The sequence below is a fragment of the Paenibacillus sp. FSL H3-0321 genome (assembly GCF_038002865.1).
Taxonomy (GTDB): Bacteria; Bacillota; Bacilli; order Paenibacillales; family Paenibacillaceae; genus Paenibacillus_AQ.
In genome coordinates, this window is the sequence record NZ_JBBODH010000001.1 from 5,783,978 (window position 1) to 5,810,339 (window position 26,362).

The window sequence follows — 26,362 nt, forward strand, 5'->3', positions numbered from 1 at the left end:
TGGCTCCTTCTGGGACGCCTATCGTCCGCTAGTAATAGTAGTAATGATGTAAAGCACCGAAAGTACGTGTTGATCTAATTTTACTCCCCCATAAGTAGGGCGTATATACCACTTTCGTTTACTTTTATTTAGCATTTGTGTTTTTTGGTTTTTAACTATATAATTGTAAGTGACGTATTATTTGTTAATGGTAATATCAATGTATTCACAATCCCATTAGGAGGAATTCAATGTGAGAATAGATATATGGTCCGATTACGCCTGCCCGTTCTGTTATATCGGCAAAAGACGGCTTGAACACGCGCTGAGCCAATTTCCTGACCGCGACAAGGTGGAAGTGGTGTACCGCAGCTTTCAGCTGGATCCGAATGCCCGTGCAGATGCAAGCAGGGATATTCATGATCAGCTGGCCGCCAAATACGGCATGACCCGCGAGAAGGCCAAAGCGATGAACGAACAGCTGGCGGAGCAAGCCAGAGGTGTCGGCCTGGAGTTCAACTTCGATACGGTGGTGCATACCAATACCTTCGACAGCCACCGGTTGAGCCATTATGCCGCTGCTCAAGGAAAGGCAGCGGCAATGACCGAGCGGCTACTGCGCGCTTATTTTACCGATACGGTTAATATTGGAGAGCGCAGTGTTCTGGTTTCGCTGGCCGGCGAGGTTGGACTGGACGCTGCCGAAACCGCAGCGATGCTGGAAAGCGATGCCTACGCGGCTGAAGTGAATGAAGATATTGAAGAAGGGCAACGCCTGAACATTACCGGCGTCCCCTTCTTCGTATTCAACAATAAATATGCGGTATCCGGTGCACAGCCCGGCCCGGTATTCTCCGAGGTGCTGGAGACAGTATGGGCGGAGGAGAAGAACACTCCGGTACTGCAGGTTGTCGGCAAACCACAGTCTCAGGCACCGGATGCCGAAGGCTGCGATGACGGTTCTTGCAGCATCTGATTGAGCTCGTTAGGGTCCATATAACCCCATAGTTAGTCAATGCACAAAGAAACCTCTCCCTTGCGTGATCAAGGGAGAGGTTTCTTGATTATCTATGATTTTATTATCTTAATGAAGTCACAAGGCTCGAAAGCAATGTCCGCACATCATACTGGTACTGATTGATTGGCTCAACCGGACGGTTGATGCCGAGCAGGGTGTAGACGGCGATTCTGGCCGCTCTGACGGAATATTCCTCGGTGAACACCACATCGTCCGGAATTTCGCAATATTGGCCGACGAATGCGAGGTTGGTAGAGCCCTCTGGCACGACCAGCGGTCTGTCGCTGCCGAGTCTCGGCATGAATTGGGAAGTAATATACGGCATCATGCACGGGATACAGTTGGCGGTTGCCATAATCTCAGCTTTATGCTCTTCAAAGTGCAGATGTCCGATCAGCTCTTCCATGATTTCTGCCCCGGTACAGTCGCTCATTTTCTTCTTGACGAAATCGCCTACCTTGTCCGGATACAGCCCATAGCCCCAGAATACCGTAACATGCTCAGGCTGATCGCGGAAATGCGGCTGGAACGCCAGCACTACGGACATGAACCAGCTCGAATCCTTGAAGGTGACGAGTGCGCCGGTGCCGGCCCGGTTGCGTGTGAATTTCTCCATCAGATCAAAGAATTTGGAGTCTTCGAACGTAACAGTGAACGATTCCCACTTAGAGCCGTCGACATGATCGTCGAAGGAAGATGGATTGCCGAGGCCTGGCTTTTTAGCGGCAATGTTCTCCCAGAGCTTCCACGAGCTGCCTTTGCCGTTAAGACGCGGTGCGGTGCTCATCGAACCGAGGCTGGAGCCTTCGGTCATGGAGCCGTTAGTGACGATAACCAGATCGCCGTCTTTCACTTCAATGACATCTTCCACGCCTTGACGCAGCACGTTCATCTTCGTGACGGTGATGCCGTCGCCGTCTTTGAACTGCAGGTCAGTTACTGTACATTTCAGCGTAAAGTCTACACCGAACGGCTCCAGATATTTGTGCAGCGGAAGGATGATCGAATCGTATTGATTATAAGGTGTGCGGGTGACACCTTCGAGCGTTTGAATTCTTGGGAATTCGTGAATAAAGCGCAGCATGTATCTTTTGAACTCAATGGCGCTGTGCCAAGGCTGGAAGGCGAAGGTGGTCGCCCACATATACCAGAAATTCGTCTCGAAAAAGTGTGGAGCGAACCAGTCGTTAATCCGGGCCTTGCCCATCTTTTCCTCTGGTGTAATAATCAGCTTGCCCATTGCCAGCCGGTCGGCCATATCGAAGCCCATCGACAATACGTCTTCAACTTCACCCTTGCTGTTCACAAGTCTGGCGTTGGAATGGGTAGGGTTGGCGTCGTCGAATTCGGTAATTTCTTCCCGGACGGACTTTCCCGGATGGTCGATCGAAGGGATGGTGTTGAGAAGCTCCCATAAATTCTCATAGGCTTCATCGTTCAGCATCCGTCCGCCGCGAATGACATATCCATGCTCTACACTGCCTGCGCCGTCATTGCTGCCGCCGAGGATCTTCATCTCTTCAATAATGTGGATGTTCTTTCCCGGAAAATCGCAGTCTCTGACGAGGTATGCCGCACCCGCAAGGGATGCAATCCCGCCGCCGACAAAATAAACCTGTTGGTTACCGTACTCTCTTTTCACTGAATACTCGCCTCCATAGGGTTGCTGATTGCTGTTGCTAACCCTAATGTAACCCTAGGCCGGTCCAGAAGGTATAATCAAAACCGCCAGAGTGTATGGATTTTGGTCACTTTAGGCAAAGTGTATAGTTTTTTTACAGTAATTAACAAGGTTCTACAGGGAAGGAAGGTGATCTGAGCGGGTTGCCAAAGGCAATATGCCAATGCAGGTGCTTGGAATCCTGATAATTGCCTAAGTTCGTGAGAACTCTGCAAGCTCCGTGCTCTTGCGTTACCATGGCGGCGACCTGCTTGATAACGCCAAATAACTCAAGAAATAATTCAGTGTCCTCTTCTTCAAGGGTGAGAAGTGAGGAGATATGCTTTTTGGGGATAGCTACAATATGCACGGGATAAAAAGGCTTCGTATGATAATAGGCTAGCACATTTTCTGTCTCCAGCACTTTATGTACCTGGGTTTTGCCGTTCAATACCTCATCGCAATAAAAGTCCTCTGTCATGGTGGCCTCCTGATTCTTGCATATTTTTCACTTCAAAGTCTTAAATTCCGCATCGTTTCTGCAATTCTTGCCCAATAGATCGCCAACTGGATCCAATTAGCCAAGTGGAAACGGCTTTGCCGTCCTCAAAAGGACGGTATCCGTTTCAGCGAGAAATAGAAGGATAAGTTATCGTGTGAAACATATAAATTCTTATATTTCCAAAAAAGCTGCGCACCCTAAGGTAACGACAGCTTCTTCTCGTATTTATGCAGCGCCTTCAGAAAATTCCCTTCAATCAGCACACTGAGCTGCTCAATCATATGCTTCGGCTGATCCTTCATCCCGTCGCGCATCCACTGAATGATGAGTCCGGTAAAGGCGAGAGTGTAGAAGTTGGCGATGAACCGCTTGTCTTCGGCACTAACCTCCATTCCGCTTGACAGCTCCTGAATGACGCCCATAATCAGGCCGTTGGTCACGTCGTACAGATAAGCATCAAGGTGGGATCTGCCGAGAGAATCCAGCGTATTGCAGCAGAAGGTTGTATTGCTCTCAATATAACAAAAGATTCTGTAGAACCCGTCCGTCCATGTGTTGTAGCTCCGGTACTCAGCAATGCTCTCTACTGCCTCCGTCTTGTAAATCCAGCCCAGCAGCTCAAAAATATCCTGAAAATGATAGTAGAACGTCTGCCTGTTCAGCCCGCAATCGTCGACAAGATGCTTTACCGAGATTTTATTGAGCGGGGTGTGCTCCATTAAGTGCTTTAACGACTGGGCCAGCGCTTTTTTGGTCAAATAGGAAGTGGACATGGCGATATCACCTCATCATTTGTTCGGATTATTCAATTATTTCGCTTGTGGAGCCCGTGGATCTAAGGTTTCCGCAGCTTCCTGATCAGCAGATAACTGCCTTCGACGATAAGACCCAGAACGAAGCCGCCCGCTGTAAACACGATCAAGGACAGGAATCCCGCAAGATCCTCCCAGCCGGACATGTCCTGGTAAGTGTATTGATACATGGTGCCCAGTCCAAAAACAATGCCAATGGTGCTGATCAGCCATACCAGCTTGGCGCCGAACCACCCGAAGCTGTGCAGAATTCCGGAGACTACAAGGGCGAGCGCCGCAATACGGGCAAAGACCGGAAGGTCGAAGTTTTCCCCGAGCAGCAAAAACCGGTGCAGAGCCAGCAGCAGCCAGAGAATCAAGGTATAAATCAGGTACCAGACGAACCAGCGATTGCTTTTGGCGGGAGGCAGGAACTTCAACATGGCTTCACCTCACTGTGATTTTAGACCTTCTCCAGTTCCTCAGCGCTTCTAAGCAGAAACTCGAGCAGCTCCGGCAGATCGTCCATTTGCTCTTCATTAATTTGTCTCTTGAATGTGAGAGAGACGCAGCAGGTGTATAGGCCGCTATTGCTGCCGAAGGGGAAGCTTAGCGATTGTACGGGAGTAAGCTCCGGGCCCCAAATCCCGGTGAGAATCTGTTCGATAGCAGAGCATTGGGTGGGGATATCCCCGATTTCCAAATGAAAACGCAGCAGCAGATTACAGCCGGGAACGGAATCCGGGACTTCCAGTATTTCATCACTGAGATCCTTCACCGACGAGCGGAGAACCAGCTCACTTGTTACCTTGCTGCTGCCGGCCAGCTTGAAGGAGAGGTTGAATTCCCTGGACATCAACGCCAGGTCCAGCAGATCGGAACGGTTTGTGACTACCAGAATTCCATCCAGATTATCATAGTCATAGATCTGATTCTCTAAGGAAACCTTAATATTCTCAAAGACAGTAGGGTGGAACACTGAAAGCACCTTCTTGATTTTCTCTACATTGTACCATGTGGGGAATGAGAGTGAAAATTCACAAAACACAGTTGACAAGTAGGCATTATGAGAATAAGATGATTACCACATTATGTGAGGTTTTTGGTTAAATTTTAAATATTTACAATAAGCTAGAATAGCCATTGAAAGGGCTGCAGTCCTTTGAGTGTCAGCTGATACTCATGGCTGATTACATAACCGACTATACACATTTATATAGTTGTATATTATCCATTGATTTTACGACAGAGGGTTGTGCACTTATGAATTTGGATTGGGATTTTATACTGGAGAGCTTGCCGCTTTACGGGGATGCGATGTGGCTGACAGTGAAGCTGGCATTCTGGGCGATTCTGTTCTCCACTGTTCTGGGACTGCTGTTCAGCATTATTTTGTATTACAAGGTGCGGGGGCTCCGGATGGTGATTCATGCCTACGTCGAGCTGTCGAGAAATACGCCTCTGCTGGTCCAGCTGTTCTTTCTCTATTATGGCTTGCCCAGGGTAGGCCTTCGCCTGAGCGAAGTGACCTGTGCCATTGTTGGCCTGACCTTTTTGGGCGGCAGCTATATGACCGAGGCGTTCCGCAGCGGAATTGAAGCGGTAAGCCGAACACAGCTGGAATCCGGGCTCAGCATCGGGCTATCCAAATTTCAGCTAGCCAGGTATGTGATTTTTCCGCAGGCGTTTGCAATCAGCATTCCTTCTCTGGGAGCCAATGTGATTTTTTTGCTGAAGGAAACCTCGATTGTCGGCGCCATTGCTTTAATGGACCTGATGAATGTGGCGAAGGATCTGATCGGTATGCATTACAAAACAGCGGAATCCCTGTCGCTTCTGGTGTTGTCCTATCTTGTCCTTGTGCTTCCACTGTCGCTGGTCCTGACATGGCTGGAAAGGAAGGTAAGATATGCAGAATTTGGGGATTGAGGTGCTGTTTGAAGGATCGAATTTTGAGCGGCTGCTGGGCGGTCTGCTGGTCACGATAGAGATTTCGTTCATTTCCATTGCAATTGCAATGGTGCTTGGCATTGTGATGGGGCTCTTGAGAACCCTGAATTCGAAACCGCTAAGATTTGTCCTGCGGCTCTATCTGGAGGCCTTCAGAATCATCCCGATTCTGGTCTGGCTCTACGTGGTACATTTTAGTTTTACTCCCCTGCTCGATATCGATATCAGCGGTGAGGCTACCTCTATCCTGGTATTTAGTTTATGGGGAGCAGCCGAAATCGGAGATATCGTACGCGGGGCATTGGAATCGATGCCAAAACATCAGGACGAATCCGGCAAAGCGCTGGGCCTCAGCAAAGGGCAGCTGTACCGGTATATTCTGATTCCGCAAGCGGTCCGCAGAATGGTGCCGGGTTCGATCAATCTGGCCACTCGCATGGTCAAAACTACCTCGCTCGTTGTACTGATCGGAGTGATCGAGGTGGTGAAGATCGGACAGCAGATTATTGAGCTTGGCGTGATCAAGGCGCCGAATGCTTCCTTTTGGGTCTACGGCTTTATTTTCATTCTTTATTTCGCCGTATGTTTTCCGTTGTCCAGGATTTCCAAGAGAATAGAGCGCAGATGGCAAAATTAGCATTCAGGAAGGAAGAAGGGCGATGGCAGATTCCAGAGAGATTTTGCTGGAGGTAAAAGGGCTGGAGAAAAGCTTTGGAGACCGGAAGGTTCTGAATAATATAGAGCTGCAGGTGGCGAAGGGGGAAGTTACAGTTATTCTGGGTCCGTCGGGCTGCGGGAAGAGTACCTTCCTGCGATGTCTAAACGGCCTGGAGCCGATTCAGGGGGGAGAAATTCGGTACCGGGGGCAGAATCTTGCCGGGAACGCTGTAGATTGGCGTGAAGTAAGGCAGCATATCGGCATGGTTTTTCAAAATTATGAGCTGTTTCCCCACATGACGGTTATAGACAACATTCTGCTCGGCCCGCTTAAGGTACAGAAGAGAGACGGCAAGGAAGCGCTGAAGCAGGCGGAAGAGCTGCTTAGCAGGGTTGGACTGCTGGACCGCAAGGATGCGTATCCCCGTCAATTGTCCGGGGGGCAGAAGCAGAGAATCGCGATTGTCAGAGCGTTATGCATGAATCCGGAAATTATGCTGTTCGATGAAGTGACGGCCTCTCTTGATCCTGAGATGGTGCGGGAAGTGCTGGATGTCATTCTGGGTCTGGCCCAGCAGGGAATGACCATGATCATTGTGACCCATGAAATGGGTTTTGCCAAGTCTGTTGGAGACCGGATCATATTTATGGACCAAGGTAAAATTTGCGAAACTGCGGCTCCGCAGCAATTTTTCACCAAACCGGCGACAGAGCGTGCCCAGCACTTTCTGGATATATTTCAGTATTAAGAAACTATATAGAAATTGGGGATGAAGAGGGATGAAAAAGAGTTTGAAATTTGCAGTATCGGTTATGGCAGCTGGAATGCTTTTGCTGGGTTTGACCGCATGCGGCAATTCGGGGAACAACAAGGAAGGGGCCGCTTCTTCAAAGTTTGCTTCTATTGAAGAGCTTAAGAAAAACGACAAGATCCGGATCGGTGTATTCGCCGACAAGCCGCCGTTTGGTTATGTGGACTCCGAAGGCAAAAACCAGGGGTTCGACGTTTATATCGCCAAAAGATTTGCCAAGGATTTGCTGGGGGATGAATCCAAGGCAGAGTTTGTGCTTGTGGATGCAGCCAGCCGTGTGGCCTATCTGGAATCCAATAAGGTTGATATCATTATGGCTAACTTCACAGTAACCGATGAACGCAAAGAAAAAGTGGATTTTGCCGCTCCTTACATGAAGTTGTCCTTTGGGATCGTTTCTCCTGACAGCGCGCCGATCACTTCCATTGACCAGCTGAAAGAAAAGGGCCAAAAGCTGATCGTAGCCAAAGGTACAACTGCCGAAACCTACTTCACAAAAGAACATCCGGAAATCGAGCTGCTTAAATTCGACCAGTACACAGAGATTTTTGCGGCACTTAAAGACGGACGCGGCGCAGCTATTGCCAATGATAATACGGAACTGATCGCCTGGGCTAAATCCAATCCCGGCTTTACCGTAAGCATCCCGGCTTTTGGCGGCCAGGATACGATAGCACCGGCAGTTGCCAAGGGCAATAAGGAATTGCTGAACTGGATCAACACCGAACTTGAGACGCTGGGGAAAGAGCAATTTATTCATCAGGCGTATAAAGAAACATTAAATGAAGTATACGGGGAAGGCTACACCGATGATTTGGTCGTTGAAGGCGGAAAGATCGAGTAGTACAGAGAAAGACACCCTGGAGGGTGTCTTTTTGCATCCATGCGGGGCCACCTAAATGACGATAACAGGTCTGAAATACAGGTGCTTGGTGTGATCAGGAATCAGTTGGTTGGCGCAGGGGCTGTGTATTTCAGGAACGTCTTGGGAATGGCGCTTTCAAAGGTCAGCAGCTCTCCCGAAGTCGGATGAACGAAGGAAAGCACGCGGGCATGAAGGCCAAGGCGGCCTACGGCCTTAGTCTCTGCGCCGTATTTTTTGTCACCGGCGATAGGGTGGCCGATGTCAGCCATATGCACACGGATTTGATTTTTGCGTCCGGTCTCCAGTTGTACCTCCAGCAGAGAGAAATGGCGGTTGGCTTGAATGAGCTTGTAATGAGTTATGGCATGAAGCCCGTCGCCTTCGTGGGGGCTGGAATACATTTTGAGGGTCGAAGTTTCCTTCAGCCAGGAGCTGATGGTCCCTTCGGCTTTTTTGACGGCCCCTTCCACGAGTGCCACGTAGGAACGTTCCTTTACGGTTTCCTTCCACGTATTTTGCAGCTTCTGCTGAATGGCTTCACTCTTGGCAAACATCATCACGCCTGAAGTATCACGGTCCAGCCGGTGAACGACATAAATACGGTTGCGCGGATTGGTGAGGCGGACATGCTCCATCAGCTGGCGGTATGCCGTTAATTCGTTGTCTTCACCGGTGGCGATGGACAGCAGTCCTGCATCCTTCTGGATAATAATCAGATCATCGTCCTCATGAACGATGGTCAGCAGGGTCATCTCTTTGGCCTGTACTTGCTTCTCTTGGTCAATGGTTACAGTCTGACCCGGATGCAGCTGAAAATTGTGCCGGGTTATTGGTTTGCCGTTTACGGAGACCTGTCCGCGGGTGAGCAGTGACTTCACGGAGTTACGACCCTTGTTTGTGATTACGCTAAGCAAAAAAGGCAGCAGCTCTGCGGGCTCAGTTATGGAATAGCTTTTGACGGCAGCCTGTCCCTTCGCTTTGGCAGTGATTCCAGGCTTAGCGCCTGATTTATGGTTTCTTGCCCCTGATTTTGGCTGTGATTGGGAGGGGCCTCCGGGCTTGCCGCCCCGTTTGCTTGCCTCTTTGGGATTTCGTCTGGTGTTCATGCCTGCATTCTCCGTCCTCTAATATTGTATTCCTCAATATACCATGGGCCGTGAAGAAATACTACGGAGGGGTCCCTACATAACAATAATCAGCCCGACAATAATGAGGATAGAGAGAGCTCCATAGATCCAGCCAGCGCAAAGGCCAATTTTCTGGAAAGGAAAATTGCGGATACCTATCAAGTGTTGCTTCGAACGGTGATTTTTATGTAATCATTTGAAAATGAACCTCCGGTTTTACCTCTCCGGTTGTTGCTCATTAGTCTTTTGCCCGGTAAACTAAAGAGAGAAAGTTCTAAGGAGTTTTGAGAGATATGAAGATGCAAGCACCTACTATGGAACAGGCGCAGGCTGAACTGCAAAAATATTACGGCTATCCCGACTTCCGGGAGGGCCAGAAAAAGATTGTCGAGAGCTTGCTGGAGGGCCATGATACGCTGGGCATCATGCCAACCGGAGGCGGGAAATCGATCTGCTATCAGGTTCCGGCGCTGCTGCAGCCGGGGCTGACGCTGGTCATCTCGCCTCTGATCTCGCTGATGAAGGATCAGGTGGATGCACTGACCACAGCGGGGATACCTGCTGCCTATATCAACAGCACCTTAAGCGGCAAGGAAGTGAATGATCGCATCCGCGCTGCGCGCCGTGGCGAGCTGAAGCTGCTTTATGTTGCACCCGAGCGGCTGGAGCTGGACTGGTTCCGGTTAGAGATGGCCGGGTTATCCATCTCATGCGTGGCTGTGGATGAAGCGCACTGTGTATCCCAATGGGGCCATGATTTCCGCACCAGCTACCTGGCGGTATCCCCCTTTGTAGAGGAACTGCCGCAGCGGCCGATTCTTGCCGCATTTACCGCGACTGCTACCCCAGAGGTCATGGAGGATATGGTCCGGCTGCTGCGTTTGCGCCAGCCGGGCGTCTTCATGACCGGGCTTGGCCGGGATAATCTGGCGATGTCTGTGCTGCGCGGGGAGAACAAACGCGAATTCGTTCTGGATTATACCGCTACTCATTCTCATCAGCCGGGTATTGTATATGCGGCTACCCGCAAAGAGGTTGATGATCTCTATCAAAGACTGCAGGCGTCGGGAATTGCTGCCGGACGCTATCATGCCGGAATGAATGACCAGGAACGGGCAGAGAGCCAGGAAGGTTTCCTGTATGACGACATCCGTGTGATGGTCGCTACCAATGCCTTCGGGATGGGGATCGACAAGTCCAACGTACGTTATGTTATCCATTACAATATGCCGAAAAATATGGAAGCTTATGTCCAGGAAGCCGGACGCGCCGGGCGGGATGGTGAGCCGAGTGAGTGTATCCTGCTCTTCAGCGCGCAGGACATTATGACGCAGAAATTTCTGATTGAACAGAATCCGCAGGACTCGGAGCGCAAGGCGAATGAATACCGCAAGCTGCAGCAGATGATCGATTACTGCTACACCACCCGCTGCCTGCGCAGCGCACAGCTGAATTATTTCGGTGAAGATCACGGGGACAAGCCCTGCGGCATCTGCAGCTCCTGTACGGATGAACGGGAGCTGGTAGACATGACAGTGGATGCGCAGAAGATTTTCTCCTGCATCCACCGCATGCGTGAACGTTACGGTGTGGCGCTGGTTGCTTCGGTGCTCAAGGGCTCACGCAACCAGAAGGTGCTGCAATACGGCTTCGAGCAGCTGCCGACTCATGGCGCGATGTCGAGCCGTACGGAGAAAGAGATTACCGAGAGCATCAATGTGCTGATCTCGGAGGGATATCTAGCCCTGACAGAAGGCCAATATCCTGTGGTGCGGCTGCAGCCGCTGGCTGCCGAGGTACTGCGCGGCCAGCGTGAGGTGCAGCAGCGCGTGGCCCGTCCTTCACGTACCGGCGGAGCATCCGGTGGGCGTGACCGCAGCCGGTCGCGGGATCTTTCGCCGTCGGCCGTCAATGAGACGGTCTTCGAGCAGCTGCGCCTGATCCGCCGCGAGCTGGCGGGACGCGAGCATGTCCCGTCTTATATCATTTTTAATGATGCGACCCTGCGTGAGATGAGTGTGGTTTGCCCGCAGACCGAAGCGGAGATGCTGAGGGTGAAGGGTGTCGGGGAAGTGAAGTACCGGAAATACGGCAAGCCGTTTCTGGAGTTTTTTCAAAATGAAATGTAAAGAAGGTTATTAGGCATGAGAATCGTCCTGGCCACATTAAACGCCAAGTATATCCACACCTCGCTTGCCATCCGTCTTCTGAAGGCGTACAGCGAGCATGAATTCGAAGATATCCTTCTGGCGGAATACACTATCAAAGATCCCGTGATGAATATCGTGTCAGACCTATTCCAGAAGAAGCCCGATGTTATCGGCTTTTCCTGTTATATATGGAACATCGAGGAGACCGTCAAGCTGATTGGCATACTCAAACAGGTGATGCCGGAGGTCACTATCGTGCTAGGCGGGCCGGAGGTGTCTTACGAGCCGCTGTACTGGATGAAGCGGGAAGCCGGGATTGATTTTGTTGTAAACGGCGATGGGGAAGAGACCTTCCACCATCTGCTGCAGGAATTGCGGGATGAGCGCAAGTTCCATTTTGTGTACGGTGCGGCTTACCGTAAGGGCGAAGAGCTGATTGTCAATCCGCCGCGTCCGAAGACGGATCTGAATACACTGCCGACACCGCATCGGTTTCCGGATGATCTGCCGGATCTCAGCAAGCGGATCGTTTATTTTGAGACCAGCAGGGGCTGCCCCTTCAACTGTCAATTCTGCTTGTCCAGCATTGAGGTAGGCGTACGCTATTATGATATCGAACGGGTCAAATCCGATTTGCTGTATTTGATCGAGAACGGAGCCAAGGTGATCAAGTTTCTGGACCGTACCTTTAATATCAACCGCAGCTATGCCATGGAGATGTTCCAGTTTCTGATTGATAATCACCAGGGCTGCGTGTTCCAGTTCGAGATTACCGCAGACATCATGCGGCCCGAGGTCCTGGATTTCCTGGCCCAGAACGCTCCTCCCGGCGTCTTTAGATTCGAGATTGGCGTGCAGTCAACCAATGATGAGACCAACGAGCTGGTCAAACGCCGCCAGAATTTCACGAAGCTATCGCGTACGGTGATGAAGATTAAGGCCAGCGGCAATATCGATCAGCATCTCGATTTAATTGCCGGACTGCCCATGGAGGATTATTCCACCTTCCGTAAAACCTTCAACGATGTATTTGCCATGGAGCCGGAGGAGCTGCAGCTTGGGTTCCTGAAAATGCTGCGCGGCACCGGTCTGCGTGCCCAGGCAGCCAAATATGACTATACCTATATGGAGCATGCCCCGTATGAGATTCTCAGCAGCCATGTGATGCCATTCTCCGATATTATCCGGCTCAAACGGCTGGAGGATGTGCTGGAGAAATACTGGAACAGCCATCGGCTCGACCATACGGTGAAATACCTGATCCGCCATGTGTTCCAGTCGCCGTTCGATTTCTTTCAGGAATTCGGGGATTACTGGGAAGATCGGGGCTGGCAGAAGATCGGCCACCAGCTGGAGGATTTGTTCACCCGTCTGCATGCCTTCCTTACAGATCGCGGGACAGATGCCATGAACATCATTACCGGGCTGATGAAGCTTGATTATTTCTTGGGGCACAAATATAAGCCGCGCAAAATCTGGTGGGATGTCTTGCTGGATAAAGCGGATTGGTCCAAACATATGAAGGATATCGCTGCTCATCCGGGATTGATATCCCCGCAGCTGGCTGAGGCTGGTTACAGTGAACGTGAGCTGCAGAAGTTCATGATGCTGGAAGTGCTGCCTTTCCGTTTGGAGACGGTACTGGATTCGATCAGCGGCCTGCGGGCCGATGAAGGCTTGGCTGATGGAGAAGCGAATGCAGAACCGAATGTGGAGATGAGTGGTGTGTCTGGCAGTATCGGTGAAGCGAACGCAGCAGCGGCAGCCGTAGCGGTAAATGACAGGGCCACGGCTGTGGCCGAAGCTGAGGCAGGAGTGGAAGGAAACACGCTGCTGATTGTGCTGTACCAGCAGGATGACAGCCAGCGGGCACAGTATTATACACTGCCTTTGTAGAAGGAGGATTCTTCCGCTATGAGCAATCAACCTCCGGTCAGATTGACTTTGTATGAAGAGAAGCTGCGGGAAGAGCTGCTGGCGTTTCAGCTTCCTGCGGAGCAGGCGGAATTCACTGGCTTGCCTGAGGAGACTATAGATGGTGCCTTGCAGGACGAGGGGAAGGTTCCGGTTGTTATTGTTGCTGGAGAAAAGCCGGTGGGATTCTTCATCCTGCATACCGGAGCGGGTATCGCCGACTTCTACAACCATTGGTCTGAAGCGTTGCTGCTGCGTGCGTTCCTTGTTGACTATGCCAGCCAGGGACAAGGGTTTGCCAAGGCTGCAATGGCTTTGCTGCCGGGTTTTGTCCGTATTCATTTTCCGGCAGTCCGTGAGGTGGTGCTGGCTGTGAACGAGCGCAATCTCCCGGCTGGGCATCTGTACCTGCGTGCCGGTTTTCGGGATTACGGTCTGCGCAGGAGAGGTGCAAAAGGATCGCAGATGATTCTGCAGTATTCGCTTGAGGAAAACAGAACCGGTTTTGGCGGGGGCATGAACAACGGGGACGGCTGCGGGAGCGGCTGATCAGAGCATGACCCGCAGTCTGCTGCCTTTGCTACGTTCTTAACGGAGTGTCCGGTTACATTATTCTGTTTGTTCATATGCTGGACTTTCGACGGCTTGACTAAAAATTTACATACAAAAAAACAGGCATTCCATTATTTCTGGAATGCCTGTTTTTGTTCGCTTTTATATTGCATTCGATTGAAGCAGAGACTCGGCAGGGAGGTGCCGGACCAGCCAGTCTAACACGTCGGCTGTGACCTCGTTATGATTCACTTCGTTCAGCATTTCATGTCTGCCTTCCGGATACAGCCTGTACTCCACATCGCCTAATCCTTGCTCCTTGTAGATGCTGGCCAATCGCAGCACACCTTGCCCCTGCATGCCCACAGGGTCCTTGGCCCCGGCGAACAGATACACTGGCTTATTCTTGCATAATGTCAGCAGTGTTTCGCGGGCCTGGATTTCGCGCAGCAGCCGGAAGAAATCCCGGAAGAAGCGGGTGGTGCAGATCGCGCCGCAGAAAGGATCGGCGATGTAACGGTCTACCTCCTGCGTGTCACTGCTCAGCCAGTCAAAAGCCGTTCTTACCGGAGAGAAGGAACGGTTGTAAGAGCCGAATACGAGGCCGTTCAGCATTACGCTGCGATGAAGGGCTCCTTGCAGTCTGAACTGCATCCCGGCCAGCGTTTCTCCGGCTCTCAGCATATTGCGCGGACCATTGGTGCCGCTGAGAATAAAACCGGCGTATATCTCATTGCCATGCTCACACATCAGCTTCTGTGCCAGGAAGGAGCTCATGCTGTGGGCGAGCAGGAAGATCGGCAGACCTTCATGCCGGGAAGAGGCAATCCCGGCAAGCTGCAGCAAATCGCGCCGCATCCAGTAGAATCCGTTCTCCCCGGTGTCGCCAAGCAGGTTCACCTTCCCGGCAGTTTTACCGTGCCCACGGTGATCATTGGCATAAACCGCATATCCGGCCCCGGTGAGCGCTAATGCGAAGCGGGTATAACGTGCAGCCGTCTCACACATGCCATGCGCAATTTGCACGATGCCCCTGACCGGAGCCTCTGGCTCCGGCAGCCATTCGTACACATGAATATTCACGCCGAGGGGATCGGTCATTGTAAAGCTGTTTTCCTGCATTATCCTGCCCTCCTAAAAGTTTGTAAAACATCTGCTTCCTTGATCATACGCCGTACCCACTCCGCTCTGAAGCATTAGCTTGTTATGTGAGTGATACATCTGAGTATTGTAGGAATCGCTGATACAGCTCTTTATCGGAAAGAGTAACGAGAGAAAACCCCGCTTTACACTGATTCCCTGCTGCGGGTTTGCCTTATAAGTATGAATTTTAGGGCAAATAAGAACGCAGCACGGTAGAGTGGCCTTCGATTTCGTAAGAGCCAAGGGTTGCCGGAAGCAGATAACATTCCCCTGCTGCATAAGGCTGGGAACCGCCTTCCCACGTCAGGTGTCCGCTGCCTTCGCAGATGACGAGAATGGTGAAGCTGTCCGGAGTGGTGGCAAGCTCCCATTGTCCGTTTACGAGGCCTTTTTCAACGATGAAATAAGGAGAAGAGGCGATTTGCAGCCATTCTCCGGGAACGGCGCCGTCTGTCTTCATAGAGGTGGCTCCCGCACCTTCATAGGCAGTTACATTCAATGAATCCTCAATATGAAGCTCGCGCGGCTTGCCGTCCAGTCCCGGACGGTCATAATCATAAATCCGGTATGTAGTGTCAGAGTTTTGCTGGATTTCGGCAACAACGACTCCTGCGCAGAGAGCGTGAACGGTGCCTGCAGGAATATAGAAGGAATCCCCGGCAGAGACGGTAATCTCCTGAAGACTGTCCATGACGGTTCCATTCTCCAGTGCATCGCGCAGTGTCTCCCTGGTGACATTTTCTTTCAGGCCGTAAATGATTTTGGCACCCGGCTTGGCGTCCAGCACGTACCACATTTCTGTCTTGCCCAGTTCACCTTTCGGCAGGCCTTCATAGTCATCTGTAGGATGCACTTGCACGGAAAGGTTGTCATTGCAGTCCAGCAGCTTGATCAGCAGGGGGAATCTTCCGCCTTCTTCGCTGATGCCTTTGCTGCCGAACCATTCCTGTCCGAATTGCTCACGGATTTGATCGAGACCCTGTCCGGCGAGTTCGCCGTTTACGACGGAAGAGGTGCCGTTCGGGTGATCGGCGATCATCCAGCCTTCGCCAATATGGCCCTCCGGCAGTTCGAGCCCGAATTTCTCCAGTGCGCGGCCGCCCCAGACGCGTTCTTTAAACTCCGGCTGAAATTTTAAAGGATATGGTTTTGTCATCACAACATCTTCCTTCCAATTTGTAATATTTACTTGCTTCTGTTACTTGCAGCGTGTGAATTTCGTGACCTGAATGCCAGAATGCCCGATTTTGCTCATTGCTATTTAGGCTTCAGTTCCTTTTTTCTTCTCTACGGCTACTACGTAGGGAGCAGAAGACCGCTGGAGTTGGCGGTACACAATGCTCTGCGCCTCCTGCTGGGCAAGCCCTGCCGCCCATGACTCAACGGCGGAGGCTTCGCGGTCTCCGCCGTCATGGCCCGGGTAGAGCACCGCCGTGACGATGCCGCCCGGGCGCAGCAGCGAGAGCGCGGCCTCCAAGGCGGCCAGCGTGCTCTCCGGCTCGGTGATGATGGTCTTGTCGGCATCGCCGGAAGGCAGGTAGCCGAGGTTGAACATCACCGCCGACACCGTTCCGCGCCACTCCGGCGGAACGGCATCCGCCATCGCTGCATGGCTGCGCTGCAGCAGCGTCACGGGAGAAAGCGCTGACGGCGCTTCCTCCCGGGCCAGCCGCAGGCGCTCTTCCGCAAGCTTCAGCGCCGCAGGCTGAATGTCGAAGCCGTACACCCCGCCTCGCGGCCCGGCCGCCTTGGCGAGGAACAGCGTATCGGCACCGGTGCCCACGGTGGCGTCAATGGCTCTGCCGCCGGACATTAGGCGTTCGGCGGTTAATTTATGAGCAAAGCTAAGGACGGACATAAAGCCCATTAGCTCTTCCTCCAGTACTTACCCTGCCAGGTGTCGCGTGCAACCAGTTCATCATCAATTGCGTTCAGCACTTCCCATTTCTTAAGGCTCCACATGGGCCCGATCAGCAGATCGCGCGGGGCATCCCCAGTCAGACGATGAACAATCATCTCCGGCGGCAGGATTTCCAGCGAGTCGGCGATCAGCTTGACATATTCGTCCTGCTCCAAAAAGCGCAGCAGACCGGCCTCATATTGCTTGACCATCGGCGTTTTGCGCATGAGATGCAGCAGATGGATTTTGATGCCCTGCACACCCATGCGGGCAACAGCCGAAACAGTTTCCAGCATCATTTCATGAGTTTCCTGCGGAAGCCCGTGGATAATATGTGTACAGACGCGGATGCCGTGACGGCGCAGCTTCTCGACAGCCTCGACATAACACTTGGTATCATGGGCGCGGTTGATCAGTTCGGAAGTGGAATCATGAATGGTCTGCAGACCCATCTCCACCCACAGGTACGTACGCTGGTTCAGCTCGGCGAGATATTCGACGACATCATCCGGCAGGCAATCCGGACGTGTGGCGATGGCAAGTCCGACCACACCCGGCTGCTGCAGAATCACTTCATAATATTCTCTCAGCTCCTCGACCGGAGCGTACGTATTGGTGTAGGCCTGGAAATAACCGATATACTTTGCATTCGGCCATTTCAGATGCTGTCTGTCGCGCACATTGTTGAACTGGGTAACCAGATCGTCGCGGCGGCTTCCGGCGAAATCGCCTGATCCTCTGGCGCTGCAGAAGGTGCAGCCTCCTTTGGCGATAGAGCCGTCACGGTTAGGGCAGGTAAAACCGGCGTCGAGCATTACTTTGAATACCTTGGTATCCATCTGTTCGCGCATTTCGTAGTTCCAGGTATGGAATCGTTTATCTCCCCACAGCAGTGGAGAAGAGGTCTCTAGAAGACTCAACAGGTGCAGCTCCTCTCTTAAATATAAGAACGTTTATTTTTTAGGGCTGAATGACTGCTTTCCCCCTGAAGTTATCCTTATATTGTCGCTAAAATGACGGTGTTCCGGAAAGGCAACGTAGAGCCATTTTATTTTAACCTATCCATTGTAACAAAAAACAGCGCCCAGCGTAACATTGGCACCTGCGGAACCTGTGAAAAAAAGGCTAAAAATAAAGGGTTTTCACTTGTTAATGCTTACACATTATGTTATATTTAAATTGTAAAAAACCTGATACAGCAAGCATAATCTTCATTTATTGAATTCATAATTTCGTGTCGTCCGATCCATAATAAAACCCAAGAGGTGATCACGATGAATTCTCAAACATCATATGCCGAAGGCAAAGGCTCCATTGATGTGCAATTGACTCCTGATGAAGCGCTTGCGCTTACGGGTGTGGAGTTTAATGGCAACCATAAGATTAAGACAGAAGCGCAGCGCAAGATCAGAAATGCCTTCGAGAAGAAATTTGATTTTAATACACCGGCAAGGTAGACTATGAACTGTTGAACTAGTGGACCCCAATTCCAAATACAACATAAAGGGAATTCTCCGGCGGATTTTTTGCCCCCGTCGGAGAATTCCCTTTTCCTTTTTGGCAAATATATGTAGAAAATGACGGAATCAGCATCTCTTCACTGAAATCCCTTTACTTTTGCAGATAAGTTCGGCACAATATTGCAAGTGATAGTTATTGTAATAAGTGAATAAGCGGAGGAATACCTATGCGTTTACGCGGAAGAAAAGGAATACGTGAAAGCCTGGAGGAACAGACCGATCTGGTAATCCTCGATCCACGCAGCCTCAAGGGGCGGTGGTCTGAATTGTTCGGCAACGATCATCCGATTCATGTGGAATTCGGAATGGGCAAAGGACAGTTCATTAGTCAAATGAGCTTCAAATATCCCGATATTAATTTTATCGGCGTTGATATGTACGATGAATTGATCCGCCGCGCGGCTGAGAAAGCCCGTTTGGTGTGGGAGCCGGCAGGACATGAGACGCCGCCTAATCTCAGAGTGGCACTCGCCAATATTAACTATGCGGAGGAAGTGTTTGCTCCAGGAGAGCTGGAACGTATCTATCTGAACTTCAGCGATCCCTGGCCGAAGAGCAAGCATGCCCGCCGCCGCCTGACGCATCCGCGTTTTCTTGACAAATACCGCGGGTTACTAAGTCCGCTGGGGGAAATTCATCTGAAGACGGATTCCCGGAGCCTGTTTGAGTTCTCCCTTAATGCGTTTGCCGACTATGGCCTGCAAATGAAGAATATCTCTCTCGACCTGCATGCGGACGGCGTCATTAATGAAGAGCATGTCATGACGGAATATGAGACCAAATTTTACGGCCGTGGCGTCAATATCCAGCGCTGCGAAGCGATTGTCGGGGCAGAGGCGCTGGAGCGGTATCAGGCCGCCCGGCTGGACAAATACCGGCTGTAGAACAGTTAGTGCCGATTTATGTCTCCACCAGAGCAGAAGCATACAAAAATGGCAGTCCAAGGAGAAATTCCCGGACTGCCATTTTTATATGTCCCCTTGTTCTTGCGGGCGTTATTCGAGCATATCAATAATGCTTTGGGCGCTTTGCAGCGGATGAAATCTGGCGATCTCTTCCAGATGGCTTTTTCGTTTGGCCTGTACGTCCTCATAGTTGTAGAGCAGCCGCTCCATCCATTTGTCGACTACATCCAGCGATGATATGGGTTCTCCAAGACCTGCTGCCGTGAAGTAGCGGCAGTTCTCCTCTTCCTGACCTGGCAGGGGGTGATGAAAGAGCATGGGAATACCCTTGGCCAGCCCTTCGCTGCAGGTCATTCCTCCTGGCTTGGTAACGAGCAGATCGGATACCTCCATCAGCTTGTCAATCTCGCGGGTAAACCCGATCAGGGAGACATTGGGATGAATGTACCGGTGGTCCTCGTTCATCTCACTCAGCAGTTTATCATTCGTGCCGAGACAAAAGACAATCTGGACTTTCTCCCGCCAGCTCGCCAGCGCTTCGTTCACGACCTCATCGTTCATCATGCCCCAGCCCCCGCCCATAACCATAACCGTCGGCAAGTCCTGCAGGCCGAACTGTTCCAGAATTTCCGCTCTTCCGGGATGTTCCCAAAAGTTGGGATGAACGGGCATGCCGGTAACCTGGATTTTGGCGGAGGATACGTTTCGCCGGCGCAGCTTGGCTTTGACCTCCGGAGTGGACACCAGATACCGGTCTACCTCAGGGCTGATCCAGGTGGCATGGGCATCATAATCCGTGATCACCGTAACGAGCGGCGCTTTGAAGGCCGGATCCAGCCGTTTCAGGCGCGACACCACAGCGCTGGGTATAAAGTGAGTGCAGACGATAATATCGGGCCTCAGCTGCTTCACAATATTTTGCGTATGTGTATAAAATAAGCGGTGCAAGGCAAGCGTGGTAAGACGATTAAATGATTTCTGGTGACGGTACACGTACCCCATCAAGCGGGGCTGTGTCGTCACTGTTTTGCGGTATGCCGATACAACAAGAGGCGCCAGCTTTGGATTCAGGAAATTTCCTAGCTCCAGCACCTTGGTTTGCACTTGGGGCGATAACTTACGCAGACTGCTCGACAGCGCGTAAGCTGCCTGCGTATGCCCTGCGCCAAAACCTTCCGACAGCAATAAAACTCTTTTTTTGCGCAATGTTGGATTCACCTGTTCCCGGATGGATTTCGCCGATATGACTTGTGATGCAGGCTTCAGATCCATAAAACAACGGTGCCTGCCGCAACGCCAGTGCCGATAACCGCTCCTGCAAGAACGTCAGAAGGATAATGCAGTCCCAAATAAATGCGGGAGAAACCGACAATAGCGGCCAGAGGCAGCAGGAAAACGGTCAAGGCAGGGTAAGCCGCCATATAAGGCACCGTTGAGGCGAAGATAGCTGTAGTATGGCCTGATGGAAAAGAATGATCTTTAAGCGGATTGTGAAACGTATTCGTTCCCGGCAGCGCCAGATAAGGACGCATGCGCGGGTATAACTTTTTAGCAACAGCGACGGGCAGGTGGCTGACAGCCAGAGCCGTGAGAGCCTGGAGTCCCGTTGTTCTCAAAGGCTGGGGTGAGAGCGCCCAGATTAGCACATTGATACCGATAGCGCTTGTAGCTCCGCCCAGATGGGTAAGATAGAAAAGCCAAAAGTTCAAAAAAGGGTTGTGCAATCGTCCGTTGATCCACTTGAAAATTTGCCGTTCCCAGAGATGTAGTTTCATGAATAAATGTTTCATACTTTGTCCCTCCGATAGTCCGGCTGAGGATAATAAACGCAGCAGCAGCCACTCGATCCAAGACCTGAAAGCTGTCTTTATCATACGTTTTTAAAGCAGTCCATTTCAAGAAAAAGCTCGGTTAAGGTCGGAAAATGCCAGTTTTGACTTAACAACCCCTTACACCTTACAATGATTCAAGTAGGCTAAACATGTTTATAAGGTTACAGAGAATTGAGGAGTCCGCCATTTGGTATCTCTATAACATCTTTATAAACGGGATAGATATAAATTGAAGCCTACTCCACAAAAAGGGGAAACTCTTGGTCTACTGTAAGGAATGCAACAAAAGGGTCAGAAAGAACGTTTAATAAGACAGAGAGAGAAAAAAAGAAAAAAGCACACCAAGAGTGAAAAAGGGGGCATCAAAAGATCATGACAGACGCATTGTTTGTTACGCTCCAAGTGATCTTGGCGGCAATCGCAGTCTATCAGTTCACATTATCGTTGTTTGGACTGCGCAAGAAAAAGAATAAGGTACAGTTCGGGCCGGAAAAATCATTTGCTGTATTGGTTGCCGCGCACAACGAGGAAGAAGTCGTCGGCGCATTGATGGAGAATTTGAAACAGCTTAATTATCCCCAAGAGTTGTACGATGTATTTGTCATCTGCGACAATTGTACAGACGGCACCGCAAGAATTGTGCGCGAGCACGGAATGAATGCCTGTGTCCGCACCAATACCAACCTTCGGGGCAAGGGTTACGCAATCGAATGGATGCTCAAGGAACTATGGGCGATGCCGAGACAGTATGATGCAGTTGTTATGTTCGACGCCGACAACCTTGCGCATACCGAATTCCTCACTGAGATGAATAATGATCTTTGCGCAGGCGGGCGCGTAATTCAAGGCTATATTGATACGAAGAATCCGGAGGATTCATGGATTACTGCTGCATACGGCGTATCTTACTGGTACATCAACCGCTTGTGGCAGCTGTCGCGCCATAATTTGAACATGGCCAACTTCCTGGGCGGAACCGGCATGTGCTTCGAAACCAATCTGCTTAAAGAGATGGGCTGGGGAGCAACAAGCCTTGTCGAGGATTTGGAGTTTACGATGCGCAGCGCATCCAAAGGCGTATTCCCAAAATTCAACTATGACGCCAAGGTATTTGATGAGAAGCCGCTTACGTTCAAAGCATCCTCCAGACAGCGGCTGCGCTGGATGCAGGGACACTTTACAGTGGCCCGCCGCTACTTCTTCCCTTTGCTGTGGCAAGCCATTAAAGAACGCAGCCTGACAAAGCTGGATCTCGCGCTGTATGGGGTGAATGTGTACATCGTGCTACTGACATTCCTGATGACTGCTGTAATGTGGGTAGATACTTCGCTGCTTAATGGTCCGCATATTGCCAATATTTACGGTTATTTGCCGTTGTGGCTCAGCTTCTTTGCAGTCGGCGCCAATATTATCACCTTCCTGCTGGCCATGGCGCTGGAGAAGGTCAAGTTCAAAAAAGTGTATCTTTACCTGCTGGTCTTTCCGGTGTATCTGCTTTCCTGGTATCCAATTACGTTCTATGCCTTCTTCACGCAGAACAACAAGCAATGGAGCCATACCAAGCACACGCGTGTCGTGCGTCTGGAGGAAGTTCAGAGCAAGCAAGGATAAGCCCGGATTTTCACAAAAGAACATGTTGACACTCCTTGCGGAGTGTTGTATAGTATTCAAGTATGCAAAACATAGGGATTGCAAGCAGAAGCACCGGCTTCTCACCTGACTGGCAAATACGCCAGCTGGTTTTGATCTCAATGCTTTATGAATGGTTATAATTCATGAACGTTGATCAAACGGGGTGTCGGGGAATTACCGGCATCCCTTTTTTATGGAGAACCGTAAATAATTGTAAAGTAGATCCGGAGGTGGAGTATTATCAGTAAGGAACATATGATCAATGATGAAATTCGGGCCAAAGAGGTTCGGTTGGTTGGAGCGGAAGGCGAGCAAATCGGAATTAAGCCGATCCGCGAAGCGTTGCAAATGGCGATTGATCTTAATCTTGATTTAGTCAACGTAGCACCGCAGGCGAAACCGCCGGTATGCCGCATCATGGATTACGGCAAGTTCCGTTATGAAACACAGAAGAAAGAGAAGGAAGCACGCAAGAACCAGAAGATCGTGGATCTTAAAGAAGTATGGTTCCGTGCCAACATTGAGGAACATGATTACCAAACCAAGTTCCGCAATGTGATTAAGTTCCTGGGCGAAGGTGATAAAGTGAAGTGCTCCGTTCGTTTCCGCGGACGTGAGATTACCCATGCTAGCATCGGCCAGAAGATCCTGGAACGTGTTAAGACCGAAGTGGAAGATATCTCTGTTGTTGAGCGCCAGCCTAAGCTGGAAGGCCGCAGCATGATTATGATTCTGGCTCCTAAAGCCCAATAATTTGGAGTCACTTGCACAGCAATTTGGCGCCGCATAATATTCAAGGAGGAAACACCATGCCTAAAATGAAAACACATAGCAGCCTGAAAGGCCGCTTCAAAATTACCGGAACTGGTAAAGTACTGCGTTACAAAGCTCACAAGAACCACTTGCTGTCCCACAAATCGAAACGCGCTAAACGCGTATTGAACGGCAATCCTGTAATGGCCCCTGGGGATGTAAGACGTTTGAAACAAGGACTCGCTAACTTGAAATAGTTTTATCACACATTTTTGGGAGGTTTATTAATATGGCAAGAGTTAAAGGCGGATTTGTAGTTCGTCGTAGACATAAAAAAGTGTTGAAATTGGCAAAGGGTTATTTCGGTTCCAAGCACCGCATTTTCAAAACAGCTAACGAGCAAGTAATGAAATCGATGGTTTACGCATACCGTGACCGTCGTCAAACTAAACGTAACTTCCGCAGACTGTGGATCGTTCGTATTAACGCAGCAGCTCGTTTGAACGGCCTGTCCTACAGCAAGCTTGTATTCGGCCTTAAATTGGCTGGCGTAGAAGTGAACCGTAAAATGCTGGCTGACCTGGCAGTAAACGATCTTAACGCATTCAACTCCCTGGCTGTTGTAGCCAAAGAGAAGATCAACGCGTAAGAGGAATAAATAAACCGAAAAGCACCACCTGCGGGTGGTGCTTTTTTTGCGCGGCGACATTCAGAAAAGCCCCCTGCCGGCCAGATTCTGTAAGGGAGGGGGCTTGCAGTTGAAATTTTATTCCCAGTACTTGGTGGTGCTCAATTGTGAAGCCAGCTTTTTGCTGTTTGTCCGTCTTAGTTTGCGCAGCTCTGAACGTTCATTGGCAGATTCGCTGATCAGCTTCTCTTCATCGGTCTCGGGGATAATAGCCGGAACTGGAGCAGGTGTACCATCCTCGTGCACCGCTACAAAGGTCAGGAATGACGTAGCGGCGACAACGCGCTCGCCTGTGTATAAGTTCTCCGAGATAATCTTCACAAAGACCTCGATACTTGTGCGTCCTGTCCAGGAGACGAAGGATTCGAAGCACACGGAGTCCGTAGGTCTGATTGGCAGAAGAAAGTCAACGGAGTCAGCAGAGGCGGTTACCACATTCGTGCGGCAATGGCGCATAGCCGAGATGGAGGCAACTTCATCAATGGTGCTCATCAGCTTGCCGCCAAACAGGGTTTTGTGGTTGTTGACATCATTCGGGAAGACGCGGCCGGTTTTGAACACGCGGGATTCACGGCTGTATTTAAAGGCGGGCGCGACTTGTGGGGTGTTTTGTTCATCCATGTTTTTCAGTACTCCCTTTTCATACAAGATATAAACAATCATGATAATAGAAAACACATTTGTGTGCAATAATATTTATAAGGTTATAGGAATATGTTTAACTATTTAGAGCTTTTCTAACATCATATAAACATAAATATAACACTTTGTGTCAGGGAAAGCGTTTTCTTGGTGAAAAATGCAAATTATTATTGACCTGAGGTCATTTATAGACTGGATTTTAGGTTTTTTTGCAGTTATAATTTGATCTAATGGTATGTCCAAGCAGAACATAGAAGACATCCAATTTCTTAAGGGGGATCACATTCGATGAAAAAGGTTTTCAAATTGTCACTCGTTATGTTGATGGCAACCAGTGTCATTTTGGCAGGTTGCGGTAACAAAAATGACGGCGCAAAGTCCGACGTTAAGGTAGGGCTGGTTACAGACGTAGGCGGGGTAAACGATAAATCGTTTAACCAATCTGCCTGGGAAGCCCTGGAAGCTCTTAATAAAGAATCCGGTGTGGAAATTAAATATCTGCAAAGTAAAGCCAACGCAGACTATGTGCCAAACCTTAACCAATTCGTAAAAGGCGGCTACGATCTGACTTGGGGGATCGGCTTTGACCTTGGAGATGCTTTGCTGGAAGTAGCTAAAGCAAATCCGGATGCCAAACTGGCAATCATCGATAGCGTTGTAGACGCTCCAAATGTTGAGTCCGTTACTTTCTCTGAGAATGAAGGTTCCTTCCTGGTGGGTGTTGTTGCCGGTTTGACAACCAAAACTAACAAAGTAGCCTTCATAGGCGGTATGAAAAGCCCGGTTATCACACGTTTTGAAGTTGGCTTCAAGGCCGGCGTAGAAGCAGTTAACCCGGAAGCAACAGTAACCAATACTTATGCAGGCGCTTATGACAAGCCTGATACAGGTAAATCCCTGGCTGCTACCCTGTACGATGCCGGTAACGACATCATCTTCCCTGCTGCCGGCGCAACTGGCAACGGCGTGTTCAATGAAGCTAAATCCCGCAATGATGCAGGCGGCGATAAAGTATGGGTAATCGGCGTAGACAAAGACCAATCCATAGAATTTGGCGACGATGTAACTTTGACTTCCATGATCAAACGTGTTGACGAAGCGGTTAAGAAAGTTTCCCAACAAGTGGTTGACGGAACATTCAAAGGCGGCACTACAACCGTACTGGGTCTGAAAGACAACGGCGTGGGCCTTCCTGAAACATCGAAAGCCAACGTATCCGAAGAAATTCTGGCTAAAGTTGAGGATTTCAAAAAACAAATTATTGATGGCAAGATCACAGTTCCATCCGAGTAAGCGTTGAGTCATTCTTACAGCTTTACAATAACGTATAAGGAACAAGGCCGGTTCTAAAGCTGGCCTTGTTCCCTGTT

General features: G+C 50.3%; 28 protein-coding genes. 15 read left to right on the forward strand and 13 right to left on the reverse strand.

Going from position 1 to position 26,362, the window contains the following annotated elements; all coding sequences use genetic code 11:
• Nucleotides 1–232 precede the first annotated feature (232 nt).
• Nucleotides 233–955, forward strand: a complete 723-nt coding sequence (locus tag MHI45_RS25895) for a DsbA family oxidoreductase (RefSeq protein WP_341119668.1) — start codon at nucleotides 233–235, stop codon at nucleotides 953–955.
• A 103-nt stretch (nucleotides 956–1,058) separates the two neighbouring features.
• Here MHI45_RS25895 and MHI45_RS25900 read toward each other — a convergent pair whose 3' ends face one another.
• From MHI45_RS25900 to MHI45_RS25920, 5 genes are all read right to left on the reverse strand, one after another.
• On the reverse strand, nucleotides 1,059–2,639 hold the full coding sequence (locus tag MHI45_RS25900) for an oleate hydratase (RefSeq protein ID WP_038587216.1): 1,581 nt from the start codon (nucleotides 2,637–2,639) through the stop codon (nucleotides 1,059–1,061).
• 142 nt (nucleotides 2,640–2,781) lie between these two features.
• The gene (locus MHI45_RS25905) at nucleotides 2,782–3,138 is read right to left on the reverse strand and encodes an HIT domain-containing protein (protein WP_076112659.1); all 357 of its coding nucleotides are present in this window, start codon (nucleotides 3,136–3,138) and stop codon (nucleotides 2,782–2,784) included.
• Nucleotides 3,139–3,356: 218 nt separating this feature from the next.
• Nucleotides 3,357–3,932: a dihydroxyacetone kinase transcriptional activator DhaS gene (gene dhaS, locus MHI45_RS25910; protein WP_076112658.1), complete on the reverse strand. Its 576-nt coding sequence runs from the start codon at nucleotides 3,930–3,932 to the stop codon at nucleotides 3,357–3,359.
• A gap of 62 nt (nucleotides 3,933–3,994) precedes the next feature.
• Entirely contained in the window at nucleotides 3,995–4,393 is a 399-nt protein-coding gene (locus MHI45_RS25915) for a hypothetical protein (protein ID WP_341119670.1), read from the reverse strand.
• 20 nt (nucleotides 4,394–4,413) lie between these two features.
• Complete coding sequence (locus tag MHI45_RS25920) at nucleotides 4,414–4,929, reverse strand: hypothetical protein (RefSeq protein WP_341119671.1); 516 nt, start codon at nucleotides 4,927–4,929, stop codon at nucleotides 4,414–4,416.
• Nucleotides 4,930–5,213: 284 nt separating this feature from the next.
• On the opposite strand from MHI45_RS25920, the gene MHI45_RS25925 reads away from it, so the two are divergent.
• The 4 genes from MHI45_RS25925 to MHI45_RS25940 are packed head-to-tail and all read left to right on the forward strand — an operon-like array spanning nucleotide 5,214 to nucleotide 8,213.
• Complete coding sequence (locus MHI45_RS25925; protein WP_341119672.1) at nucleotides 5,214–5,879, forward strand: amino acid ABC transporter permease; 666 nt, start codon at nucleotides 5,214–5,216, stop codon at nucleotides 5,877–5,879.
• Nucleotides 5,860–6,537 carry an amino acid ABC transporter permease gene (locus MHI45_RS25930; protein ID WP_341119673.1) on the forward strand — a complete coding sequence of 226 codons (678 nt, stop codon included), beginning with the start codon at nucleotides 5,860–5,862 and terminating at the stop codon, nucleotides 6,535–6,537. The genes MHI45_RS25925 and MHI45_RS25930 overlap by 20 nt, the downstream gene beginning before the upstream one ends.
• Before the next feature lie 22 nt (nucleotides 6,538–6,559).
• Nucleotides 6,560–7,306, forward strand: coding sequence for an amino acid ABC transporter ATP-binding protein (locus MHI45_RS25935; RefSeq protein ID WP_076112655.1), 747 nt, complete (start codon nucleotides 6,560–6,562; stop codon nucleotides 7,304–7,306).
• A gap of 31 nt (nucleotides 7,307–7,337) precedes the next feature.
• Nucleotides 7,338–8,213: a cysteine ABC transporter substrate-binding protein gene (locus MHI45_RS25940; RefSeq protein WP_341119674.1), complete on the forward strand. Its 876-nt coding sequence runs from the start codon at nucleotides 7,338–7,340 to the stop codon at nucleotides 8,211–8,213.
• Nucleotides 8,214–8,314: 101 nt separating this feature from the next.
• Here MHI45_RS25940 and MHI45_RS25945 read toward each other — a convergent pair whose 3' ends face one another.
• Nucleotides 8,315–9,340, reverse strand: a complete 1,026-nt coding sequence (locus tag MHI45_RS25945) for an RluA family pseudouridine synthase (RefSeq protein ID WP_341119675.1) — start codon at nucleotides 9,338–9,340, stop codon at nucleotides 8,315–8,317.
• Nucleotides 9,341–9,654: 314 nt separating this feature from the next.
• Here MHI45_RS25945 and recQ point away from each other — a divergent pair, with 314 nt between their 5' ends.
• Genes recQ through MHI45_RS25960 form a run of 3 tightly spaced genes read left to right on the forward strand, consistent with a single transcriptional unit; the run spans nucleotide 9,655 to nucleotide 13,974 of the window.
• Nucleotides 9,655–11,490: a DNA helicase RecQ gene (recQ, locus tag MHI45_RS25950; RefSeq protein ID WP_341119676.1), complete on the forward strand. Its 1,836-nt coding sequence runs from the start codon at nucleotides 9,655–9,657 to the stop codon at nucleotides 11,488–11,490.
• Between the two features lie 15 nt (nucleotides 11,491–11,505).
• Nucleotides 11,506–13,407 (forward strand): B12-binding domain-containing radical SAM protein, encoded by a 1,902-nt coding sequence (locus MHI45_RS25955; RefSeq protein WP_341119677.1) that lies wholly within the window; start codon nucleotides 11,506–11,508, stop codon nucleotides 13,405–13,407.
• A gap of 18 nt (nucleotides 13,408–13,425) precedes the next feature.
• Complete coding sequence (locus tag MHI45_RS25960) at nucleotides 13,426–13,974, forward strand: GNAT family N-acetyltransferase (RefSeq protein WP_341119678.1); 549 nt, start codon at nucleotides 13,426–13,428, stop codon at nucleotides 13,972–13,974.
• Nucleotides 13,975–14,139: 165 nt separating this feature from the next.
• On the opposite strand, the gene MHI45_RS25965 is transcribed toward MHI45_RS25960, so the two are convergent.
• The 4 genes from MHI45_RS25965 to MHI45_RS25980 form a co-directional block, all read right to left on the reverse strand.
• Nucleotides 14,140–15,099 (reverse strand): alpha/beta fold hydrolase, encoded by a 960-nt coding sequence (locus MHI45_RS25965; RefSeq protein WP_341119679.1) that lies wholly within the window; start codon nucleotides 15,097–15,099, stop codon nucleotides 14,140–14,142.
• Nucleotides 15,100–15,307: 208 nt separating this feature from the next.
• The gene (locus MHI45_RS25970; RefSeq protein ID WP_076112650.1) at nucleotides 15,308–16,276 is read right to left on the reverse strand and encodes a type I phosphomannose isomerase catalytic subunit; all 969 of its coding nucleotides are present in this window, start codon (nucleotides 16,274–16,276) and stop codon (nucleotides 15,308–15,310) included.
• A 105-nt stretch (nucleotides 16,277–16,381) separates the two neighbouring features.
• A complete protein-coding gene (locus MHI45_RS25975; RefSeq protein WP_076112649.1) occupies nucleotides 16,382–16,987 on the reverse strand; it encodes a tRNA (mnm(5)s(2)U34)-methyltransferase in 606 nt (201 codons plus the stop codon).
• Nucleotides 16,987–17,940, reverse strand: coding sequence for a TIGR01212 family radical SAM protein (locus MHI45_RS25980; protein ID WP_038587243.1), 954 nt, complete (start codon nucleotides 17,938–17,940; stop codon nucleotides 16,987–16,989). The genes MHI45_RS25975 and MHI45_RS25980 overlap by 1 nt, the downstream gene beginning before the upstream one ends.
• Nucleotides 17,941–18,294: 354 nt before the next feature.
• Between MHI45_RS25980 and MHI45_RS25985 the strand changes: the two genes are divergently transcribed.
• Both MHI45_RS25985 and trmB read left to right on the forward strand, forming a co-directional pair.
• Nucleotides 18,295–18,477 (forward strand): hypothetical protein, encoded by a 183-nt coding sequence (locus MHI45_RS25985; RefSeq protein ID WP_038587245.1) that lies wholly within the window; start codon nucleotides 18,295–18,297, stop codon nucleotides 18,475–18,477.
• 230 nt (nucleotides 18,478–18,707) lie between these two features.
• A complete protein-coding gene (trmB, locus tag MHI45_RS25990) occupies nucleotides 18,708–19,424 on the forward strand; it encodes a tRNA (guanosine(46)-N7)-methyltransferase TrmB (protein WP_038587248.1) in 717 nt (238 codons plus the stop codon).
• A gap of 111 nt (nucleotides 19,425–19,535) precedes the next feature.
• On the opposite strand, the gene MHI45_RS25995 is transcribed toward trmB, so the two are convergent.
• Complete coding sequence (locus MHI45_RS25995) at nucleotides 19,536–20,651, reverse strand: MGDG synthase family glycosyltransferase (RefSeq protein ID WP_076112688.1); 1,116 nt, start codon at nucleotides 20,649–20,651, stop codon at nucleotides 19,536–19,538.
• 56 nt (nucleotides 20,652–20,707) lie between these two features.
• Entirely contained in the window at nucleotides 20,708–21,235 is a 528-nt protein-coding gene (locus MHI45_RS26000) for a phosphatase PAP2 family protein (RefSeq protein WP_341119680.1), read from the reverse strand.
• Nucleotides 21,236–21,649: 414 nt separating this feature from the next.
• On the opposite strand from MHI45_RS26000, the gene MHI45_RS26005 reads away from it, so the two are divergent.
• The 4 genes from MHI45_RS26005 (at nucleotide 21,650) to rplT (ending at nucleotide 24,311) form a co-directional block, all read left to right on the forward strand.
• Nucleotides 21,650–22,888, forward strand: a complete 1,239-nt coding sequence (locus tag MHI45_RS26005) for a glycosyltransferase family 2 protein (protein ID WP_038587252.1) — start codon at nucleotides 21,650–21,652, stop codon at nucleotides 22,886–22,888.
• Nucleotides 22,889–23,164: 276 nt separating this feature from the next.
• Nucleotides 23,165–23,662 carry a translation initiation factor IF-3 gene (gene infC, locus MHI45_RS26010; RefSeq protein WP_038587254.1) on the forward strand — a complete coding sequence of 166 codons (498 nt, stop codon included), beginning with the start codon at nucleotides 23,165–23,167 and terminating at the stop codon, nucleotides 23,660–23,662.
• A 56-nt stretch (nucleotides 23,663–23,718) separates the two neighbouring features.
• Nucleotides 23,719–23,919, forward strand: a complete 201-nt coding sequence (gene rpmI, locus MHI45_RS26015; protein ID WP_036696104.1) for a 50S ribosomal protein L35 — start codon at nucleotides 23,719–23,721, stop codon at nucleotides 23,917–23,919.
• Nucleotides 23,920–23,951: 32 nt separating this feature from the next.
• Complete coding sequence (rplT, locus tag MHI45_RS26020) at nucleotides 23,952–24,311, forward strand: 50S ribosomal protein L20 (RefSeq protein WP_038587257.1); 360 nt, start codon at nucleotides 23,952–23,954, stop codon at nucleotides 24,309–24,311.
• Nucleotides 24,312–24,428: 117 nt separating this feature from the next.
• Here the strand turns inward: rplT and MHI45_RS26025 are convergent, their stop codons facing one another.
• Nucleotides 24,429–24,971, reverse strand: coding sequence for an acyl-CoA thioesterase (locus tag MHI45_RS26025; RefSeq protein ID WP_038587259.1), 543 nt, complete (start codon nucleotides 24,969–24,971; stop codon nucleotides 24,429–24,431).
• 309 nt (nucleotides 24,972–25,280) lie between these two features.
• On the opposite strand from MHI45_RS26025, the gene MHI45_RS26030 reads away from it, so the two are divergent.
• A complete protein-coding gene (locus tag MHI45_RS26030) occupies nucleotides 25,281–26,285 on the forward strand; it encodes a BMP family lipoprotein (protein ID WP_076112644.1) in 1,005 nt (334 codons plus the stop codon).
• Nucleotides 26,286–26,362: the final 77 nt, after the last annotated feature.

Coding starts and splice junctions, on each gene's coding strand:
- MHI45_RS25905 (WP_076112659.1), bottom strand. CDS start 3,138: ATGACAGAGGACTTTTATTGCGATGAGGTATTGAACGGCAAAACCCAG.
- dhaS (WP_076112658.1), bottom strand. CDS start 3,932: ATGTCCACTTCCTATTTGACCAAAAAAGCGCTGGCCCAGTCGTTAAAG.
- MHI45_RS25915 (WP_341119670.1), bottom strand. CDS start 4,393: ATGTTGAAGTTCCTGCCTCCCGCCAAAAGCAATCGCTGGTTCGTCTGG.
- MHI45_RS25925 (WP_341119672.1), top strand. CDS start 5,214: ATGAATTTGGATTGGGATTTTATACTGGAGAGCTTGCCGCTTTACGGG.
- MHI45_RS25930 (WP_341119673.1), top strand. CDS start 5,860: ATGCAGAATTTGGGGATTGAGGTGCTGTTTGAAGGATCGAATTTTGAG.
- MHI45_RS25935 (WP_076112655.1), top strand. CDS start 6,560: ATGGCAGATTCCAGAGAGATTTTGCTGGAGGTAAAAGGGCTGGAGAAA.
- MHI45_RS25940 (WP_341119674.1), top strand. CDS start 7,338: ATGAAAAAGAGTTTGAAATTTGCAGTATCGGTTATGGCAGCTGGAATG.
- MHI45_RS25945 (WP_341119675.1), bottom strand. CDS start 9,340: ATGAACACCAGACGAAATCCCAAAGAGGCAAGCAAACGGGGCGGCAAG.
- recQ (WP_341119676.1), top strand. CDS start 9,655: ATGAAGATGCAAGCACCTACTATGGAACAGGCGCAGGCTGAACTGCAA.
- MHI45_RS25955 (WP_341119677.1), top strand. CDS start 11,506: ATGAGAATCGTCCTGGCCACATTAAACGCCAAGTATATCCACACCTCG.
- MHI45_RS25960 (WP_341119678.1), top strand. CDS start 13,426: ATGAGCAATCAACCTCCGGTCAGATTGACTTTGTATGAAGAGAAGCTG.
- MHI45_RS25965 (WP_341119679.1), bottom strand. CDS start 15,099: ATGCAGGAAAACAGCTTTACAATGACCGATCCCCTCGGCGTGAATATT.
- MHI45_RS25970 (WP_076112650.1), bottom strand. CDS start 16,276: ATGACAAAACCATATCCTTTAAAATTTCAGCCGGAGTTTAAAGAACGC.
- MHI45_RS25975 (WP_076112649.1), bottom strand. CDS start 16,987: ATGGGCTTTATGTCCGTCCTTAGCTTTGCTCATAAATTAACCGCCGAA.
- MHI45_RS25985 (WP_038587245.1), top strand. CDS start 18,295: ATGAATTCTCAAACATCATATGCCGAAGGCAAAGGCTCCATTGATGTG.
- trmB (WP_038587248.1), top strand. CDS start 18,708: ATGCGTTTACGCGGAAGAAAAGGAATACGTGAAAGCCTGGAGGAACAG.
- MHI45_RS26000 (WP_341119680.1), bottom strand. CDS start 21,235: ATGAAACATTTATTCATGAAACTACATCTCTGGGAACGGCAAATTTTC.
- MHI45_RS26005 (WP_038587252.1), top strand. CDS start 21,650: ATGACAGACGCATTGTTTGTTACGCTCCAAGTGATCTTGGCGGCAATC.
- infC (WP_038587254.1), top strand. CDS start 23,165: ATGATCAATGATGAAATTCGGGCCAAAGAGGTTCGGTTGGTTGGAGCG.
- rpmI (WP_036696104.1), top strand. CDS start 23,719: ATGCCTAAAATGAAAACACATAGCAGCCTGAAAGGCCGCTTCAAAATT.
- rplT (WP_038587257.1), top strand. CDS start 23,952: ATGGCAAGAGTTAAAGGCGGATTTGTAGTTCGTCGTAGACATAAAAAA.
- MHI45_RS26025 (WP_038587259.1), bottom strand. CDS start 24,971: ATGGATGAACAAAACACCCCACAAGTCGCGCCCGCCTTTAAATACAGC.
- MHI45_RS26030 (WP_076112644.1), top strand. CDS start 25,281: ATGAAAAAGGTTTTCAAATTGTCACTCGTTATGTTGATGGCAACCAGT.